The organism is Burkholderia pseudomultivorans, from assembly GCF_001718415.1.
Taxonomy (GTDB): domain Bacteria; phylum Pseudomonadota; class Gammaproteobacteria; order Burkholderiales; family Burkholderiaceae; genus Burkholderia; species Burkholderia pseudomultivorans_A.
On sequence record NZ_CP013378.1, the window covers coordinates 1,725,376 to 1,742,327 of the forward strand.

General features: G+C 67.2%; 16 protein-coding genes and 1 tRNA gene. 8 read left to right on the top strand and 9 right to left on the bottom strand.

From position 1 onward, the window contains the following. Nucleotides 1–124 precede the first annotated feature (124 nt). The 4 genes from secA (at nt 125) to WS57_RS20350 (ending at nt 5,641) form a co-directional block, all read left to right on the top strand. Nucleotides 125–2,926: a preprotein translocase subunit SecA gene (secA, locus tag WS57_RS20335; RefSeq protein ID WP_009695783.1), complete on the top strand. Its 2,802-nt coding sequence runs from the start codon at nt 125–127 to the stop codon at nt 2,924–2,926. A gap of 144 nt (nt 2,927–3,070) precedes the next feature. Further along, nucleotides 3,071–4,312 (top strand): bifunctional glutamate N-acetyltransferase/amino-acid acetyltransferase ArgJ, encoded by a 1,242-nt coding sequence (argJ, locus tag WS57_RS20340; protein ID WP_009695782.1) that lies wholly within the window; start codon nt 3,071–3,073, stop codon nt 4,310–4,312. A gap of 19 nt (nt 4,313–4,331) precedes the next feature. Then, nucleotides 4,332–5,201: an ATP-binding protein gene (locus tag WS57_RS20345; protein WP_069244769.1), complete on the top strand. Its 870-nt coding sequence runs from the start codon at nt 4,332–4,334 to the stop codon at nt 5,199–5,201. Then, complete coding sequence (locus tag WS57_RS20350) at nt 5,198–5,641, top strand: NUDIX domain-containing protein (protein WP_009695779.1); 444 nt, start codon at nt 5,198–5,200, stop codon at nt 5,639–5,641. Before WS57_RS20345 ends, WS57_RS20350 begins: the two co-directional genes overlap by 4 nt. 71 nt (nt 5,642–5,712) lie before the next feature. Here WS57_RS20350 and WS57_RS20355 read toward each other — a convergent pair whose 3' ends face one another. The 9 genes from WS57_RS20355 to WS57_RS20395 form a co-directional block, all read right to left on the bottom strand. Continuing rightward, complete coding sequence (locus WS57_RS20355; protein ID WP_009695778.1) at nt 5,713–5,910, bottom strand: DNA gyrase inhibitor YacG; 198 nt, start codon at nt 5,908–5,910, stop codon at nt 5,713–5,715. A 28-nt stretch (nt 5,911–5,938) separates the two neighbouring features. After that, nucleotides 5,939–6,694: a cell division protein ZapD gene (zapD, locus tag WS57_RS20360; RefSeq protein ID WP_009695777.1), complete on the bottom strand. Its 756-nt coding sequence runs from the start codon at nt 6,692–6,694 to the stop codon at nt 5,939–5,941. 109 nt (nt 6,695–6,803) lie between these two features. After that, entirely contained in the window at nt 6,804–7,412 is a 609-nt protein-coding gene (gene coaE / locus WS57_RS20365; RefSeq protein ID WP_009695776.1) for a dephospho-CoA kinase, read from the bottom strand. Nucleotides 7,413–7,416: 4 nt separating this feature from the next. Continuing rightward, complete coding sequence (locus tag WS57_RS20370) at nt 7,417–8,319, bottom strand: prepilin peptidase (protein ID WP_059516687.1); 903 nt, start codon at nt 8,317–8,319, stop codon at nt 7,417–7,419. Between the two features lie 44 nt (nt 8,320–8,363). Next, the gene (locus tag WS57_RS20375; protein WP_069244770.1) at nt 8,364–9,569 is read right to left on the bottom strand and encodes a type II secretion system F family protein; all 1,206 of its coding nucleotides are present in this window, start codon (nt 9,567–9,569) and stop codon (nt 8,364–8,366) included. Further along, nucleotides 9,566–10,831 carry a GspE/PulE family protein gene (locus tag WS57_RS20380; protein ID WP_059516691.1) on the bottom strand — a complete coding sequence of 422 codons (1,266 nt, stop codon included), beginning with the start codon at nt 10,829–10,831 and terminating at the stop codon, nt 9,566–9,568. The genes WS57_RS20375 and WS57_RS20380 overlap by 4 nt, the downstream gene beginning before the upstream one ends. A 94-nt stretch (nt 10,832–10,925) precedes the next feature. After that, complete coding sequence (locus WS57_RS20385) at nt 10,926–12,224, bottom strand: HlyC/CorC family transporter (RefSeq protein ID WP_040126596.1); 1,299 nt, start codon at nt 12,222–12,224, stop codon at nt 10,926–10,928. Nucleotides 12,225–12,376: 152 nt separating this feature from the next. Continuing rightward, nucleotides 12,377–12,453 (bottom strand) — tRNA-Pro (locus WS57_RS20390). Nucleotides 12,454–12,597: 144 nt separating this feature from the next. Continuing rightward, nucleotides 12,598–13,593, bottom strand: a complete 996-nt coding sequence (locus WS57_RS20395; protein ID WP_006765245.1) for a polyprenyl synthetase family protein — start codon at nt 13,591–13,593, stop codon at nt 12,598–12,600. A 209-nt stretch (nt 13,594–13,802) separates the two neighbouring features. On the opposite strand from WS57_RS20395, the gene rplU reads away from it, so the two are divergent. The 4 genes from rplU to proB all read left to right on the top strand — a co-directional run bounded on the left by rplU (nt 13,803) and on the right by proB (nt 16,917). Further along, a complete protein-coding gene (rplU, locus tag WS57_RS20400) occupies nt 13,803–14,114 on the top strand; it encodes a 50S ribosomal protein L21 (protein ID WP_006025184.1) in 312 nt (103 codons plus the stop codon). Nucleotides 14,115–14,138: 24 nt separating this feature from the next. Then, nucleotides 14,139–14,402 (top strand): 50S ribosomal protein L27, encoded by a 264-nt coding sequence (gene rpmA, locus WS57_RS20405; protein ID WP_006400419.1) that lies wholly within the window; start codon nt 14,139–14,141, stop codon nt 14,400–14,402. Between the two features lie 187 nt (nt 14,403–14,589). Next, the gene (gene cgtA / locus WS57_RS20410; RefSeq protein WP_059478634.1) at nt 14,590–15,699 is read left to right on the top strand and encodes an Obg family GTPase CgtA; all 1,110 of its coding nucleotides are present in this window, start codon (nt 14,590–14,592) and stop codon (nt 15,697–15,699) included. Nucleotides 15,700–15,798: 99 nt separating this feature from the next. Continuing rightward, complete coding sequence (gene proB, locus WS57_RS20415; RefSeq protein WP_040126598.1) at nt 15,799–16,917, top strand: glutamate 5-kinase; 1,119 nt, start codon at nt 15,799–15,801, stop codon at nt 16,915–16,917. Nucleotides 16,918–16,952: the final 35 nt, after the last annotated feature.

Genomic DNA, 16,952 nt, shown 5'->3' on the forward strand with positions numbered 1-16,952 from the left:
GCGCGCCTCCCCGCGTGCTAAAATTCACCGTTTGAGTCCACTAATTCGCTAAGCCGCCGAGGCTCGGGCGTCGGGGCGCGCAACACGCGCCGGGCGCCGGTGCTGCGACGCAGGATCCGATCCGATGACAACCGGTTTTCTCCAGAAAATTTTTGGCAGCCGCAACCAGCGTCTCGTCAAGCAATACCAAAAGACCGTCGCGGCGATCAATGCGCTCGAAACGCAGATCGAGAAGCTGACGGACGACCAGTTGCGCGGCAAGACGGACGAATTCCGCCAGCGGGTCGCGGCCGGCGAGTCGCTCGACAAGCTGCTGCCCGAAGCGTTCGCGGTCTGCCGCGAGGCGAGCCGCCGCGTGCTGAAGATGCGCCACTTCGACGTGCAGCTGATCGGCGGCATGGTGCTGCACTACGGCAAGATCGCGGAAATGCGCACCGGCGAAGGCAAGACGCTCGTCGCGACGCTGCCGGTGTACCTGAACGCGCTGTCGGGTCGCGGCGTGCACGTCGTGACGGTGAACGACTACCTCGCGCAGCGCGACGCCGAATGGATGGCGCGCCTGTACAACTTCCTCGGTCTGTCGGTCGGCATCAACCTGTCCGGCATGGAGCACGACCAGAAGCAGCAGGCGTATGCGGCCGACATCACGTACGGCACGAACAACGAGTTCGGCTTCGACTACCTGCGCGACAACATGGTCTACGAGACCGACGCGCGCGTGCAGCGGGCCCTGAACTTTGCAGTCGTTGACGAAGTGGACTCGATCCTGATCGACGAGGCACGCACGCCGCTGATCATCTCGGGCCAGGCCGAGGATCACACCGAGCTGTACGTGCGGATGAACGCACTGCCGCCGCTGCTCGAGCGCCAGATCGGCGAGGAGAAGGCCGACGGCACCGGCGTCGAGAAGCCGGGCGACTACACGCTCGACGAGAAGTCGCGCCAGGTGTTCCTGACCGAGTCGGGCCACGAGAAGGCCGAGCGCCTGCTGGCCGAATGGGGCCTGATCGGCGAGGGCGAGAGCCTGTACGCGCCGCAGAACATCACGCTGATGCACCACGTGTACGCGGCGCTGCGCGCGCACACGCTGTTCCACAAGGATCAGCACTACGTCGTGCAGAACGGCGAGGTGATCATCGTCGACGAGTTCACGGGCCGCCTGATGGCGGGGCGCCGCTGGTCCGACGGCCTGCACCAGGCGGTCGAGGCGAAGGAGCACGTGAAGATCCAGAGCGAGAACCAGACGCTCGCGTCGATCACGTTCCAGAACTACTTCCGGATGTACGCGAAGCTCGCCGGCATGACCGGCACCGCCGACACCGAAGCGTACGAATTCAACGAGATCTACGGTCTCGAGACGGTCGTGATCCCGACCAACCGTCCGCCGAAGCGGATCGACAAGCAGGATCAGATCTACAAGACGGCGAAGGAGCGCTACGACGCGGTGATCCGCGACATCCGCGACTGCTACGAGCGCGGCCAGCCGGTGCTGGTCGGCACGACCTCGATCGAGAACTCCGAGCTGCTGTCGCACCTGCTGAAGCAGGCCGGGCTGCCGCACGAAGTGCTGAACGCGAAGCAGCACGAGCGCGAAGCGGCGATCGTCGCCGAGGCCGGCCGGCCGAAGCGCATCACGATCGCGACCAACATGGCCGGCCGCGGTACCGACATCGTGCTCGGCGGCAATGCCGAGAAGCAGGCCGCGTTCATCGAGGCCGACGACTCGATCCCGGCCGACGAAAAGGCGCGCCGCATCAAGCAGCTGCATGACGAGTGGGAAACGCTGCACGAGCAGGTGAAGGCCGCGGGCGGCCTGCACATCATCGGCACCGAACGCCACGAATCGCGCCGAATCGACAACCAGCTGCGCGGCCGCGCGGGCCGCCAGGGCGACCCGGGCTCCTCGCGCTTCTACCTGTCGCTCGACGATCCCTTGCTGCGCATCTTCGCGGGCGACCGCGTGCGCGCGATCATGGACCGCCTGAAGATGCCGGAAGGCGAGGCGATCGAAGCCGGCATCGTCACGCGCTCGATCGAATCCGCGCAGCGCAAGGTCGAAGCGCGCAACTTCGACATCCGCAAGCAGCTGCTCGAATACGACGACGTGTCGAACGACCAGCGCAAGGTCATCTACCAGCAGCGCAACGAACTGCTCGAAGCGCACGACATCACCGAGACGATCGGCGCGATGCGTCGCAGCGTGATCGGCGACGTGGTCCGCCAGTTCGTGCCGGAGGGCAGCATCGAAGAGCAGTGGGACGTGCCCGAGCTTGAGGAAGCGCTGCGCAACGACTGGCAGCTCGATCTCGCGATCCAGGAAATGGTGAACGAGTCGTCGTCGATCACCGCCGACGAGATTCTCGAAGCGGTGACGACGGCCGCCGACGAGCAGTACGAAGCGAAGGTCGCGATGGTCGGCCGCGAATCGTTCAGCGCGTTCGAGCGTTCGGTGATGCTGCAGACGGTCGACCGCCTGTGGCGCGAGCACCTCGCGGCGCTCGACCATCTGCGCCAGGGCATCCATCTGCGCGGCTATGCGCAGAAGAATCCGAAGCAGGAATACAAGCGCGAGGCGTTCGAACTGTTCGCCGCGATGCTCGAGGCGATCAAGCAGGAAGTCACGCGGATCGTGATGAACGTGCAGATCCAGTCGCCCGAGCAGCTCGAGGAAGCGGCCGAGCAGATCGAGGAGCGCGGCAGCGGCAGTCTCGACAACGTCGAGTATCAGCACGCCGAATTCGCCGAAGCCGGCGCACCGTCCGCGGGCGGCGCAGCCGTCGCGGCGGCCGCGGCGACGGCCGACATGGTCGGCAGCGCAATGGCCCACAGCGGCCCGGGCGGCGAGTTGCCGAAGGTCGGCCGCAACGACCTGTGCCCGTGCGGCAGCGGCAAGAAGTACAAGCACTGTCACGGGAAGCTGTCATGATCGGATGCGGCGCGCGCCACGCGCGCCGCGTCGCTTGCAGCTTCGCGTGAGCGAGGTGAGTTGCGGCGGCCCGCATGTGCGGCCGCCGGTTCTTCAAATCGATGCCGGCACGCGCCGGCATTTTCCATCCGGCAGGTGTGCCCCATGGCTGTCAATTTTCCGTCGATCGATCCCGCCCAACTGCATCCCGTCGCCGGCGTCACGCTCGGCTGGGCAGAAGCGAACATCCGCAAGCCGAATCGCAAGGACGTGCTGGTCATTTCCGTCGACGAAAGCGCGACGGTCGCCGGCGTATTCACCGAGAACCGCTTCTGCGCCGCGCCGGTGACGGTGTGCCGCGAGCACCTCGCGAAGGTGCGCGCAGGCGGCCCCGGCATTCGCGCGCTCGTCGTGAACACCGGCAATGCGAATGCAGGCACCGGCGAGCCGGGTCTCGTGAACGCACGCGAAACCTGCGCGGAACTCGCGCGCCTCGCGGGCATCGAGGCCTCGCAGGTGCTGCCGTTCTCGACCGGCGTGATCCTCGAGCCGCTGCCGATCGACCGCCTGAAGGCCGGCCTGCCGGCCGCGCTCGCGAACCGCAAGGCCGCGAACTGGTACGACGCCGCGCAGGCGATCATGACGACCGACACGCTGCCGAAGGCCGCGTCGCGCCAGGTGACGATCGACGGCCACACGGTCACGCTGACGGGCATCAGCAAGGGCGCCGGCATGATCAAGCCGAACATGGCGACCATGCTCGGCTTCCTCGCGTTCGACGCGACGGTGGCGCAACCGGTGCTCGACGTGCTCGTGAAGGAAGTGGCCGACCGCTCGTTCAACTGCATCACGATCGACGGCGACACCTCGACGAACGACTCGTTCATGCTGATCGCGTCGGGCAAGAGCGCGCTGCCTGCGATCACGTCGACCGATTCGCCCGCGTATGCGGCGCTGCGCGACGCGGTGACCGAACTCGCGCAGGTGCTGTCGCAGCTGATCGTGCGCGACGGCGAAGGCGCGACGAAATTCATGACGGTGCAGGTCGAAGGCGGCCGCAACGTCGCCGAATGCCGGCAGATTGCGTATGCGATCGGTCATTCGCCGCTCGTGAAGACGGCGTTCTACGCATCGGACCCCAACCTCGGCCGGATTCTCGCGGCGATCGGCTACGCGGGCGTCGCGGATCTCGACGTCGGCAGCATCGATCTCTATCTCGACGACGTGCTGGTCGCGAAGGCGGGCGGCCGCAATCCGGCCTATCTGGAAGAGGACGGCCAGCGCGTGATGAAGCAGAGCGAAATCACGATTCGCGTGCTGCTCGGCCGCGGCGACGCGCAGGCGACCGTCTGGACGTGCGATCTGTCGCACGATTACGTGAGCATCAACGCGGACTACCGCTCCTGATCGGGAGCGCTCGAACGATATGGACAAGCTTGAACAGTTTCTGACGCGCGCGGAGGCGCTGCTCGCTCGTCTCGAGGCGGTGCTGCCGCCGGCGCCGGCCGCGGTCGACTGGGATGCCGCACACGCGTTCCGCTGGCGCAAGCGCCAGGGGCGCGGCTATCTGCAGGCGGTGCCGGCCACCTCGTCGATCACGCTCGGCGACCTGCACAACATCGATCGCCAGAAAGGGCTGATCGAGCAGAACACGCGGCAGTTCGTGCAACGCAAGCCGGCGAACAACGTGCTGCTGACCGGCGCGCGCGGCACCGGCAAGTCGTCGCTGATCAAGGCGTGTCTGAACGCGTACGCGAACGACGGACTGCGGCTGATCGAAGTCGACAAGGACGACCTGCACGATCTCGGCGACATCGTCGACCTGATCTCGCAGCGTCCCGAGCGTTTCATCGTGTTCTGCGACGACCTGTCGTTCGAGGACGGCGAATCGGGCTACAAGGCGCTGAAGGTGGCGCTCGACGGCTCGATCGCCGCGCAGTCGGACAATGTGCTGATCTATGCAACGTCGAACCGCCGCCATCTGCTGCCCGAGTACATGAGCGACAACGAGTCGTACAAGCATCTGCCCGACGGCGAGATCCATCCGGGCGAGGTGGTCGAGGAGAAGATCTCGCTGTCGGAGCGCTTCGGCCTCTGGGTCAGCTTCTATCCGTTCAAGCAGGACGACTACCTCGACATCGTCGCGCACTGGCTGCGCCACTTCGGTTGCGCGGACGCCGAGATCGAGACCGCGCGCGGCGACGCGCTCGTGTGGGCGCTCGAACGCGGTTCGCGTTCGGGGCGCGTCGCGTGGCAGTTCGCGCGCGACTGGTCGGGCCGCAAGGAGCAGGCATGAGCGCGGATCTGGCAGCGGGCGCGGTGCGCGCGCCGGACGGCCGCAAGGTGACGGAAGTCGCGGTCGGCGTGATGGTGCAGCCCGACGGCCGGTACCTGCTCGCGCAGCGTCTGCAGGGCAAGCCGTACGAAGGCTACTGGGAGTTTCCGGGCGGCAAGCTCGAAGCCGGGGAAAGCGTCGAGGACGCGCTCGCGCGCGAACTGCACGAGGAACTCGGCATCGTGGTCACGGCCAGCCATCGCTGGCACACGCTCGAGCACGATTATCCGCACGCTTATGTGCGGCTCTATTTCTGCAAGGTGACGGGCTGGACGGGCGAGCCGCACAGCAAGGAAGGGCAGGCGTTCGTCTGGCAGCAACTGCCGGTCGACGTCGCGCCGCTGCTGCCGGCCGCGCTGCCGGTGCTCGAATTGCTCGAGAAGGAAGCGGCGTCGCGCTGACGCCGCCATGGTCGGCCCGCCGGGAAAAGCGGGCCGCATCGATATCGCAAGCGGGCGGCGTGGCGTGCCGCTCAGCTGTCGCGGCGGTCGTCCGTGCCGTCTTCGTCGGACAGCGGCGCGTCGTCCGAGCCGCCGATCCGGTACTTTTCGGCGGCCCATGCGCCGAGGTCGAGCTGCTTGCAGCGGGCGGAACAGAACGGACGAAACTGATTCTCAGGCGTCCAGCGCACGGGTTTGCCGCACGACGGACATTTCACAACGGTAGTCATACGAAAGCGTCGATTCGGCACGCGGCCGTTACAGATTGCACAGGGTCAGCTGGAACGGCACGTCGATGTCCACCGCGCGCGGCCGTACGTCGCCGTCCTGCATCGTGAACCGTACCCACAGCATGTACTTGTTGGCGCTCGCCTCGGGAATCACGCGCAGTTCCGGCGGCACGCGCACCTGCATCAGCTGGTAGCTGCGGCCGGACAGCATCTGCTGGTAGCTGCCCTGCATCGCCATCACCTTCGATGCCTGGCCCGATTCGCGCGCGAGCCGCAGCACGATCGTCGCCGCGTCGCGCAGCGGCAGCAGCGGCATGATCCACTTCGCGATGTCCTGGCGACGCTGCTCGGCCGGCCATTGTTGCCATGCGTAGTACGACGGCAGGTCGAATTTGCAGGTGCCGCCCGGAATCACCGCGCGGCTGCGGATGCTCGCGAGCCATTCGTTGTCGACGAGATGCTGGCCGGTCTTGCCCTGCATCTGCGCGAGATTGGCGAGCGTCTGCTCGATTTCGCCGAGCACGGCTTCGAGCGCGTTCTGTTCGATGCCCGGATTGCCGCGAAACGGCGCGAGCGTCTGGCGTTGACGTTCGAGCTCCTTCATCAGATCCGATTTCAGGTCCGCGCGTCCCGTCACCTCGGCGATTTCGAACAGCGTCGTCAACGCGACGTGATGTTCCCGCGGGTCCTCCTGAGCCAAAAAGAACGCAAAGCGCTCGAACAGGTCTTCGAGGCGCAGCAGCGTGCGAATTCGCTCATTGAACGGATACTCGTAAAGAATCAAGCGTGCTCGCCTCTCGGGTAGGGATGGAAACAATGCAGGACATTCTAATGCTCACACTCTACCCTAGCAACGCGCCAATTTCGTACACCATCACGAATGTTCGCGGTGATCAGCGCGCGCGCGTCGCGCAGTCGAGATAGCGCCGGTGCAGCACATCGACCTGCGCGGCCAGTTCGTCGGGTGTCGCCGCATCGTTGACGATCACGTCGTCCGCTGCCGCGAGGCGGGCCTCGCGCGTCGCCTGCCGCGCGATGATCGCCTCGACCTGTTCGCGGGTGAAACCGTTGCGCCGCATCACGCGGGCAATCTGGGTCTCGACCGGACAGTCGACGACCAGCACGCGATCGGCGCGCGTTTTCCAGTTGCCCGATTCGACGAGCAGCGGCACGACGTAGATCACGTACGCACCCCGCGCTTCGCGGGCTTCGCGATCGGTTTCCGCGCGGATCAGCGGATGCGTGATCGCTTCGAGGCGGCGGCGCGCATCGTCGTCGCTGAAGATCAGCGTACGCATTCTTGCGCGGTCGAGCGAGCCGTCGGCCGCAACGAAATCCGGGCCGAACGCCTGTTCGATCGCGGGCATCGCGAGACCGCCCGGCGCGGTAATACGGTGCGCGATCAGGTCGGTATCGACGAGCGTCGCGCCGCGCGCGGCGAACAGATCGGCGACGGTCGTCTTGCCGCTGCCGATGCCGCCGGTGAGTCCCACTGAAAACATGGTGTCAGCCTCCGAGCGCGGAATAGAAAGGGGTGCCGAAAAACAGCGTCGCGACGCCGCCTGCCGCGAGGAACGGCCCGAACGGGATCGGCTCCTCGAAGCGCATCCGGCCGCGCCAGGTTGCGAGCAGCCCGACGATCGCACCCGTCACGGCGGCGAACAGCACGACCTGCGGCAGTGCGGCCCAGCCCATCCATGCGCCAAGCGCGGCGAGCAGCTTCAGGTCGCCGAAGCCGATCCCCTCGATGCCGCGCAGCCACTTGAACAGCCAGTAGATCGACCACAGGAACAGATAGCCGGCCATTGCGCCGATCACGGCCGAACGCAGCGACGTCAGCGTGTCGGCGAGATTCAGCGCGAGGCCGGCCCAGAGCAGCGGCAAGGTCATCGAGTCGGGCAGGTAGCCGGTGCGGATGTCGATCGCGCTCATCGCGAGCAGCGCCGCGCATAGCCCGAATACCGCGAGCGCCGTGCCGGTGGGACCGAATGTTGCGAGCGCGCCGGCCGCGAGCACTCCGCCCGCGAGTTCGACGAACGGATAGCGAAGGCCGATCGCGTGGCCGCATTGCCGGCAGCGACCGCGCAACAGCAGGTAGCTGACGAGCGGGATGTTTTCCCATGCACGCAGCACGTGGCCGCAATGCGGGCATGCGCTGCGCGGACGGCACAGGTCGTAGCGCGGCGGATAGCCGTCGTCGGGCGTGTCGGCGCTGCCCGTCGCTTCCGCGATTTCGGCCTGCCACGCGCGCTGCATCATCACCGGCAGCCGGTGCACGACCACGTTCACGAAGCTGCCGACGCACAGGCCGAGCACGACGGCGAACGCATACTGCGCGACAGGCGGCAGCATCGCCAGTGCGAGCAGCGCGTTCGCGGGCGAGTCGGGGGCGGCGTACAGGGGCGTCATGAGGCTCGGGGTTCGGACTTAAAGGCGACAGATTCGTTGCGATGCTACACCACGTTGCCGAGCTGAAGGATGGGCAGATACATCGCGATCACGAGCCCGCCGACGAGTGCGCCGAGCACGATCACGATCAGCGGCTCGCCGAGCGCGGCAAGCGTATCGAGGCGGGCATCGAGCTGCCGTTCGCCCAGCGCGGCGATATCGGCGAGCATCGTGTCGAGCGCGCCGGTTTCCTCGGCGACGGCAATCGGCTGCACGACGTCGTCCGGAAAGCAGCCGGCCGCCTGCATCGCGTCCGCGAGACGCGCGCCGCGCAACACGCGTGCCGCGATCTGCGCGGTGGCCCGCTCGAACACCGGGTGGCCGGCCGTGCGCTCGAGGGTCGCGAACGCATCGGCGAGCGGCACGCCGGCGCCGAGCAGGGTCGCGAGCGAGCGGCACCAGCGCGCGGCCGCGAACCGCGCGAGCGTATCGCCGACGAACGGCGCGGCCAGCATGCAGCGGGCGAGCGCGTATCGCAGCGAGGGCCGAAGCCGCGCGGCCTGCTGCACGGCGAGCGCGGCCGCGGCGATCAAAGCGGCCGCTGCGCCGCCCCAGGCCGACAGCGCGGAAGACAGGGCGAGCAACGCGCGCGTCGGCGCCGGCAGCGCGGTGCCGAAGCCGTCGAAGATCTGCCGGAACGTCGGCACGACCCACACCATCAGCGCGGCCGAGATCGCCAGCGCAAACAGGATGACTGCGGCCGGATAGGCGAGCGCCGCGCGCAGCTTGCGCCACTGCGCGTCCGCACGCTCGCGGTGCTCGGCGAGTCGGGTCAATACCGCGCCCAGTGCGCCCGATGCTTCGCCGACCTCGATCAGCTGACGATACAGCGTGCCGAATTGCTGCGGGTAGCGCGCGAGTGCGGCGGCGAAGCGCTGGCCGCCGCCGATCTCGCGCGCGAGGCCCGCGGCGATGCGCGGCAGGCCGTCGCGCGCGCGCGTGCGGGCGAGCATGTCGAGCGACGGCGCGAGCGGCAGCCCCGCCTGCAGCAGGCTCGCGAGCTGACGCGTGAAGCGCGTGACGTCGCGTGCGCGCGCGGTCGGTGCGCGCGCCGGCCCGCGCGCGTCGAGCGACAGCACCGCGATGCCGTCGCGGGCGAGCGCCGCGCGGGCGGCTGCGGCATCGAACGCGATGACGGTGCCGCGACGCAGCGTGCCGTCGCGGCGACGGCCGCGCCACGCGAAGCGGGTTTCGCGAGGCGGCGTGCTCATGCGTCCGGTGTCGCGGCCAGTGCTTCCGCGAGGCTCGTCGTTCCGTCGCGCACGCGCGCGAGCGCCGCGTCGCGCAGCGTGCGCACGCCTTCGGCGCTCGCGCATCGCGCGAGTTCGCCGACGCTGGCGCGCGCGACGATGCGCTCAGCCAGTCGCGGCGAAACCGGCATCGTCTGATGCAGGCCGATGCGGCCGCGATAGCCGATTCCGTGACACGCGGGGCAGCCGCGCGCGACGAACGGTCGCCATCCCGATTCGAGCGCCGAGCCGTCGCAGCCGGCTTCGCGCAGCGCGCGCGGCGGCGCGTCCGAAGGCGTGCGGCACGCAACGCACAGGCGCCTGACGAGGCGCTGCGCGGTCACGAGGCGCAGCGCGGCCGCGAGATTGTAGGGCGCGACGCCGATGTCGAGCAGTCGTGCGACGGCGGCCGGTGCGTCGTTCGTATGCAGCGTCGACAACACCAGATGGCCGGTTTGCGCGGCCTTGATCGCGACGTCCGCGGTTTCCGCATCGCGAATCTCGCCGACCATGATGACGTCCGGGTCCTGCCGCAGCAGCGCACGCAATGCGGTGGCGAACGTGAGCCCGGCCTTCTCGGCGACGCCGACCTGGTTGATTCCGTCGAGCTGGATCTCGGCCGGGTCCTCGACCGTGCAGACGTTGTGCGCGTCGCGATCGAGCATCTGCAGCGCGCAGTAGAGCGACAGCGTCTTGCCGCTGCCGGTCGGTCCGGTGACGAGCACGAGGCCGTGCGGCGCGCGTATCGCGGCTTCCATCGCGCGGGCCTGCTGCGCATCGAAGCCGAGGCGTTCGAGCGTGAGATCGGGCGGCAGCGTTTCGAGCCGGCGCAGCACCAGTTTTTCGCCGAACAGCGTCGGCAGCGAACTGACGCGGTAGTCGCCGCGCGTGCCGCCGTCGAGCGCGATGCGCAGCCGTCCGTCCTGCGGCAGCCGGCGTTCGGCGATGTCCATCCGCGCGAGCACCTTGATCCGCGTGACCAGTGCGTCGCGCAGGTGGGCCGGCGGCCGCGCGTGCTCGTGCAGCACGCCGTCGATGCGCACGCGAATGCGCCAGCCGGTTTCGAACGGCTCCACATGAATGTCGGAAGCGTCGCGCGCGTCTGCCGCGTGCAGCGTATCGGTCAGCAGCCGGACGGCCGGCGCATCGTCGAGCTGCGCGGCGTCGAGCGGGCGGGATGCCGCGGTATCGGAGCGAGCGGGCGGTTGCAGGTGCAACGGCGCCCCTGGAGCGGGAAAGTGCATGTGAGCCGGCGCGTCGGCCGCCTGTTGAGCGTGACCGGTCAATGGTCGCGCGTCGCGGGCGGCGCCGGCAGTCGGCCGCTCGGCCAGGTGCCCGTCAGCGGCGGGCGAGCGCCTTGGTGCGCGGTGTCGCACCGCGCGGCTTGAACAGCTTGACGGTGCGCACCGCCTGGTCGTCGCTGCGCATCACTTCGAGCATCACGTCGCCGATCTTCAGGCAGACGTCGTCTTCGGGGATTTCCTCGAGGATTTCGAGGATCAGGCCGTTCAGCGTCTTCGGGCCGTCGGTCGGCAGCTTCAGGTGCAGCCAGCGGTTCAGTTCGCGCAGCGGCATGCTGGCCGCGACGATGCATTCGCCGTTTTCGTTCCAGCCGCCCGCGCGCTCGCTGCGCGGCATCGAGGTCGTGAATTCGCCGATCAGCTCCTCGATGATGTCCTCGGGCGTGACGAGCCCTTCGAGTTCGCCGTACTCGTTGACGACCAGCGCGGTGCGTTGCCGGCTTTCCTGGAAATACTGGAGCTGCTGGACGACCGGCGTGCCCGACGGCACGTAGTACGGCTCGGCGAGCAGCGCGCGCAGCGTCTCGCGGTCGAAGTCCTGGTTGTGCAGCGCGGTCAGCGTCTTGCGCACGTGCAGCACGCCGAGCACCTTGTCGATGTCGCCCTCGTAGACGACCAGGCGGTTGTGATAGCAGGTTTCGAGCTGGCGCAGCACGTCGTCGAGCGGCGCGTGGAAATTCAGCGACTCGATCTGGCGGCGCGGCACCATCACGTCGTCGACGGTGATGTTCTCGAGGTCGAACAGGTTGAGCAGGATGCTGCGGTGCTTGGTCGGCATGAAGCTGCTCGACTCGAGCACGATGGCGCGCAGCTCGTCCGCCGACATCCGCTGGTCGCGCCCCTTCTTCGTGTTGATGCGCAGCGCCCACAGCACGCCGTTCGCGAGCGCGTTGACGAACCACACGACCGGCTTGAACACGCGCATCAGCGGCGCGATCACGAGGCTCGCGGGCAGCGCGATGCGCTCGGGGAACGTCGCGCCGACGATCTTCGGCGCGATTTCCGCGAACACGATGATCAGGAACGCGACGATGCCGGTCGCGATCGACAGTGCGAGATTGTTACGGCCGAACGTATGCAGCGCGAGCGACGTCGTCAGGACCGGGATGATCGTGTTGAACAGGTTGTTGCCGATCAGGATCACGCTGAGCAGCAGGTCGGTCCGCGCGAGCAGGCCCTGGGTGGTCTTCGCGCCGAGCGCGCCCTGGCTGGCGAGATGCTTGAGCCGATGGCGGTTGAGCGCCATCATCGCGGTCTCGGAAATGGAAAAGAAGCTGGAACAGAGGAGAAGCAGGAAGACGGCGCCGATTTGCGCCCATAAGGGAATTTGGTCCACGCGTCGGAAAGGGCAGTGAAGGACAGGGATGGGGGGAAATATAGCAGAGGCCGGCGGCGGGGATGTGTCGTGCCCGGCCGGGCGGATGCTGCGAACGGACAAAAAGCGGACGAAAAAAAACCGTGCACATCGTGCACGGTTTTTTGCAAATCTGGTCGGGGTGAGAGGATTCGAACCTCCGGCCTCTACGTCCCGAACGTAGCGCTCTACCAGGCTAAGCTACACCCCGATTTGGACTCTTCCGATTTCGCCGTCTTCTTCAAGACCGCTGCGTCGTCGAGCAAGAACATAACTATAACAGCGCTTTTTCGAAAAAGGAATACTTTGTTGAAGAAATTTTTCGAGACGGGCGCGATGCGTCGACGACTGCCGCTTATGACTGCCGCGACGTCGAATACGAGCACAGCCCGAGCAGGCTTTCCTTGTAGATCGAATCCGGGAACGCGGCAATCGCGGCAGCGGCGGCCTGCGCTTCCTGGCGCGCGCATTCGAGCGTGTGGTCGAGCGCGCCCGAGCGCGTGATCGCGTCGAAGATCGTGTCGAAGCGGTCGGTGCCGCCCTGTTCGATCGCCTCGCGCGCCAGCGCCGACTGCTCGGGCGTGCCGCGCTCGATCAGATAGATGAGCGGCAGCGTCGGCTTGCCTTCGCGCAGGTCGTCGCCGGCATTCTTGCCCATCGCCTCGGCGGTGCCCGCGTAGTCGAGCCAGTCGTCCATGATCTGGAAGGCGGTGCCGATCCGGCGGCCGTATTCGGCCGCGGCGGCTTCGGTCGGCGCGTCGGCGCCCGCGAGCACCGCGCCCAGGCGGGCCGATGCCTCGAACAGCTTCGCGGTCTTGTAGCGGATCACCTGCATGTAGCGCGTCTCGTCGACGTCGGCGTCGTGCATGTTGAGCAGCTGCAGCACCTCGCCTTCGGAAATGATGGTGGTCGCTTCGGACAGGATCTCCATCACGCGCATCTTGCCCACGCCGACCATCATCTCGAACGAGCGCGAGTAGAGGTAATCGCCCACCAGCACGCTCGCCGCGTTGCCGAACAGCGCATTGGCCGTCTGGCGGCCGCGGCGCAGCTCCGATTCGTCGACGACGTCGTCATGCAGCAGCGTGGCCGTGTGGATGAACTCGACGACGGCAGCCAGCACGTGCCGCTGGTGCGAGGTCTCGCCGAGCGCGCCGGCGACGAGCAGCAGCAATGCCGGACGCAGCCGCTTGCCGCCCGCGCCGATGATGTACTCGGCGATCTGGTTGATCAGCAGCACGTCGGACGCGAGGCTTTGCCGGATAACGCGATTCACCTGCTCCATGTCGCTGGCGATCGGGGCGAGCAGGTGGGCGGCGCTGAGGGTGGGGGAGGCGGTGGACGACGACATGATGATGGAATTGGGTGATGCCGCGGATTATAAGTCGAATCCGCCATATTCCGGTCTGCCGCACGTTTCGGACCCGCGATTTTGGCCGTCCGGCCGAGGCCTGCGCGCGGCAATCGTCAATCGGCTTTGACTTCGATGCTAACTCTCTGTATAATCACGCCTTTTCCGCGCGTGGTGTGCGGAAAAATGGATCCAGAGTGAGGTTCTCAATGTACGCGGTCATAAAAACCGGCGGCAAGCAGTACAAGGTTGCCGTTGGCGAAAAACTGAAAGTAGAACAGATACCGGCTGACATTGACGCTGAAATCACGCTCGACCAGGTTCTCGCAGTGGGCGAAGGCGAATCGATTAAGTTCGGTACGCCGCTGGTCAGTGGGGCTTCCGTCAAGGCCACCGTTGTGTCGCACGGTCGTCATGCCAAGGTCACCATCTTCAAGATGCGTCGCCGGAAGCACTACCAAAAGCACGGCGGCCACCGCCAGAACTACACTGAGCTGCGCATCGACGCGATCAACGCGTAAGCGCCTCGGTAAAGGAGCAATCAGATGGCACACAAAAAGGCAGGCGGCTCTTCCCGGAACGGCCGCGACTCCGAGTCGAAACGTCTCGGCGTGAAAGTGTACGGCGGCCAGGCGATCAATGCCGGCGGCATCATCGTGCGTCAGCGCGGCACGCGCATGCACGCTGGCGAGAACGTCGGCATGGGCAAGGATCACACCCTGTTCGCGCTGGTCGACGGCCACGTGAAGTTCGCGACCAAGGGCGCGGACAAGAAGCATACGGTCATCGTCGTCCCGGCGGCTGCCTAAGTTCAGGCACCCACGGGCTTCGTAGCCGAAAGGCCCCGCAGTCTTCGCGGGGCCTTTTTTTATTTGGCCGGCGGTCGCGTGCGCGTGACCGCCGGTTGCGCGCGTCCGCGCTCGATCGGCCGAACGGCAGATTGTTCAAGCACGCAGGCGCGCGGCACAATAGCGGAAATACTGGGCGGAGTGACGAATGAAGTTCATTGACGAAGCACGAATCGAAGTCATCGCCGGGGACGGAGGTGATGGCAGCGCGTCGATGCGCCGCGAGAAATTCGTTCCGTTCGGCGGACCGGACGGCGGCGACGGCGGCCGGGGCGGCAGCGTTTACGCGATCGCCGACCGCAACATCAACACGCTGATCGACTACCGTTACGCGAAGAAGCATCTCGCGCGCAACGGCGAGAACGGTCGCGGCTCGGATTGCTACGGCAAGGGCGGCGACGACATCACGCTGCGCATGCCGGTCGGCACGATCATCACCGACATGGATACCGGCGAGCTGATCGCCGACCTGACCGAGCACGACCAGCAGGTGATGCTCGCGAAGGGCGGGGCGGGCGGCCTCGGCAACCTCCATTTCAAGTCGAGCACGAACCGCGCGCCGCGCCAGAAAACCGACGGCAAGCCCGGCGAGCGGCGCATGCTGAAACTCGAGCTGAAGGTGCTGGCCGACGTCGGCCTGCTCGGCATGCCGAATGCCGGCAAGTCGACGTTCATCTCGTCGGTGTCGAACGCGAAGCCGAAGATCGCGGACTACCCGTTCACGACGCTCGCGCCGAATCTCGGCGTCGTGCGCGTCGGCCCGAGCAAGAGCTTCGTGATTGCCGACATCCCGGGGCTGATCGAGGGCGCCGCCGAAGGCGCGGGCCTCGGCCATCAGTTCCTGCGGCACCTGCAGCGCACCGGCGTGCTGCTGCACCTCGTCGACCTCGCTCCGTTCGACGAATCGGTCGATCCGGTCGCGGAAGCGAAGGCGATCGTCGGCGAGCTGCGCAAGTACGACGAGGCGCTCTACGAGAAGCCGCGCTGGCTCGTGCTGAACAAGCTCGACATGGTGCCGGAAGACGAGCGCGAAGCGCGCGTCGACGATTTCCTCGAGCGTTTCGGCTGGGACGGTCCGGTGTTCGAAATCTCGGCGCTGACGGGGCAGGGTTGCGAGGCGCTGTGCTACGCGATCTACGACTACCTGGCCGAGCACTCGGACGCGCACCGCGCGGCGGAGGCGGAAGACCTGGCTGCGGACGTGCGCTTCCGCGACGCGCCGCCCGCCGGCGGCGAGGCGCCGGGCGACGACGCCTGAGCGGCGCCGAAGCGGCCTGAAGTGCGCCGGACACGCGTCCGGCGCCGGAATTCAATCGCGCCCGGCCGGGCAGGCATCAGATACAGGAGACAGCGCACGATGCGTTCGATCATCGCGGATTCGAAGCGATTGGTGGTGAAGGTGGGTTCCAGCCTCGTGACCAACGACGGCAAGGGGCTCGATCATGCTGCGATCGGCCGCTGGGCCGCGCAGATCGCTGCGCTGCGCGCGCAGGGCAAGGAAGTCGTGCTCGTCAGCTCGGGTGCGATCGCCGAAGGCATGCAGCGGCTCGGCTGGAGCAAGCGGCCGCGCGAGATCGACGAGCTGCAGGCGGCCGCTGCGGTCGGCCAGATGGGGCTCGCGCAGGTCTACGAGAGCCGCTTCACCGAGCACGGCATCCGCACCGCGCAGATCCTGCTCACGCATGCCGACCTCGCGGATCGCGAGCGCTACCTGAATGCGCGTTCGACGCTGCTCACGCTGCTGCGGCTTGGCGTCGTGCCGATCATCAACGAGAACGACACGGTCGTGACCGACGAAATCAAGTTCGGCGACAACGACACGCTCGGCGCACTCGTCGCGAACCTGATCGAAGGCGATGCGCTGATCATTCTCACCGATCAGTCGGGATTGTTTACCGCGGATCCGCGCAAGGACCCGTCCGCGACGCTGGTCGCGGAGGCGAACGCGGGTGCGCCGGAGCTCGAGGCGATGGCGGGCGGCGCGGGCTCGAGCCTCGGCCGCGGCGGGATGCTGACGAAGATTCTCGCGGCGAAGCGCGCGGCCCATAGCGGCGCGAACACCGTGATCGCGAGCGGTCGCGAAGCCGACGTGCTCGTGCGCCTTGCCGGCGGCGAGGCGATCGGCACGCAGCTGATCGCGCGCACCGCGCGGATGGCGGCGCGCAAGCAGTGGATGGCCGACCACCTGCAGGTGCGCGGGCACGTCGTGATCGATGCCGGCGCGGTCGAGAAGCTGACGGCCGGCGGCAAGAGCCTGCTGCCGATCGGCGTGACCGACGTGCAGGGTGCGTTCGCGCGCGGCGAGGTGATCGCGTGCGTCGGCCCCGACGGGCGCGAAGTGGCGCGCGGCCTGACGAACTACAGCAGCGCCGAAACCAAGCTGATTCACCGCAAGCCGAGCGCCGAGATCGAGACCGTGCTCGGCTACATGTTGGAGCCCGAACTGATCCATCGCGACAACCTCGTGCTGGTGTGACCGCGCCCGGCCCTGCATCGGCTCGCCGGTCGCGC

Bases quoted from the DNA above. Each gene is read 5' to 3' on its own strand.
- WS57_RS20345 (WP_069244769.1), top strand. From the start codon at position 4,332: ATGGACAAGCTTGAACAGTTTCTGACGCGCGCGGAGGCGCTGCTCGCT.
- coaE (WP_009695776.1), bottom strand. From the start codon at position 7,412: ATGTTTTCAGTGGGACTCACCGGCGGCATCGGCAGCGGCAAGACGACC.
- WS57_RS20375 (WP_069244770.1), bottom strand. From the start codon at position 9,569: ATGAGCACGCCGCCTCGCGAAACCCGCTTCGCGTGGCGCGGCCGTCGC.
- WS57_RS20395 (WP_006765245.1), bottom strand. From the start codon at position 13,593: ATGTCGTCGTCCACCGCCTCCCCCACCCTCAGCGCCGCCCACCTGCTC.
- proB (WP_040126598.1), top strand. From the start codon at position 15,799: ATGCGTTCGATCATCGCGGATTCGAAGCGATTGGTGGTGAAGGTGGGT.
- WS57_RS20355 (WP_009695778.1), bottom strand. From the start codon at position 5,910: ATGACTACCGTTGTGAAATGTCCGTCGTGCGGCAAACCCGTGCGCTGG.
- WS57_RS20370 (WP_059516687.1), bottom strand. From the start codon at position 8,319: ATGACGCCCCTGTACGCCGCCCCCGACTCGCCCGCGAACGCGCTGCTC.
- WS57_RS20350 (WP_009695779.1), top strand. From the start codon at position 5,198: ATGAGCGCGGATCTGGCAGCGGGCGCGGTGCGCGCGCCGGACGGCCGC.
- argJ (WP_009695782.1), top strand. From the start codon at position 3,071: ATGGCTGTCAATTTTCCGTCGATCGATCCCGCCCAACTGCATCCCGTC.
- rpmA (WP_006400419.1), top strand. From the start codon at position 14,139: ATGGCACACAAAAAGGCAGGCGGCTCTTCCCGGAACGGCCGCGACTCC.
- WS57_RS20380 (WP_059516691.1), bottom strand. From the start codon at position 10,831: ATGCACTTTCCCGCTCCAGGGGCGCCGTTGCACCTGCAACCGCCCGCT.
- rplU (WP_006025184.1), top strand. From the start codon at position 13,803: ATGTACGCGGTCATAAAAACCGGCGGCAAGCAGTACAAGGTTGCCGTT.
- secA (WP_009695783.1), top strand. From the start codon at position 125: ATGACAACCGGTTTTCTCCAGAAAATTTTTGGCAGCCGCAACCAGCGT.
- cgtA (WP_059478634.1), top strand. From the start codon at position 14,590: ATGAAGTTCATTGACGAAGCACGAATCGAAGTCATCGCCGGGGACGGA.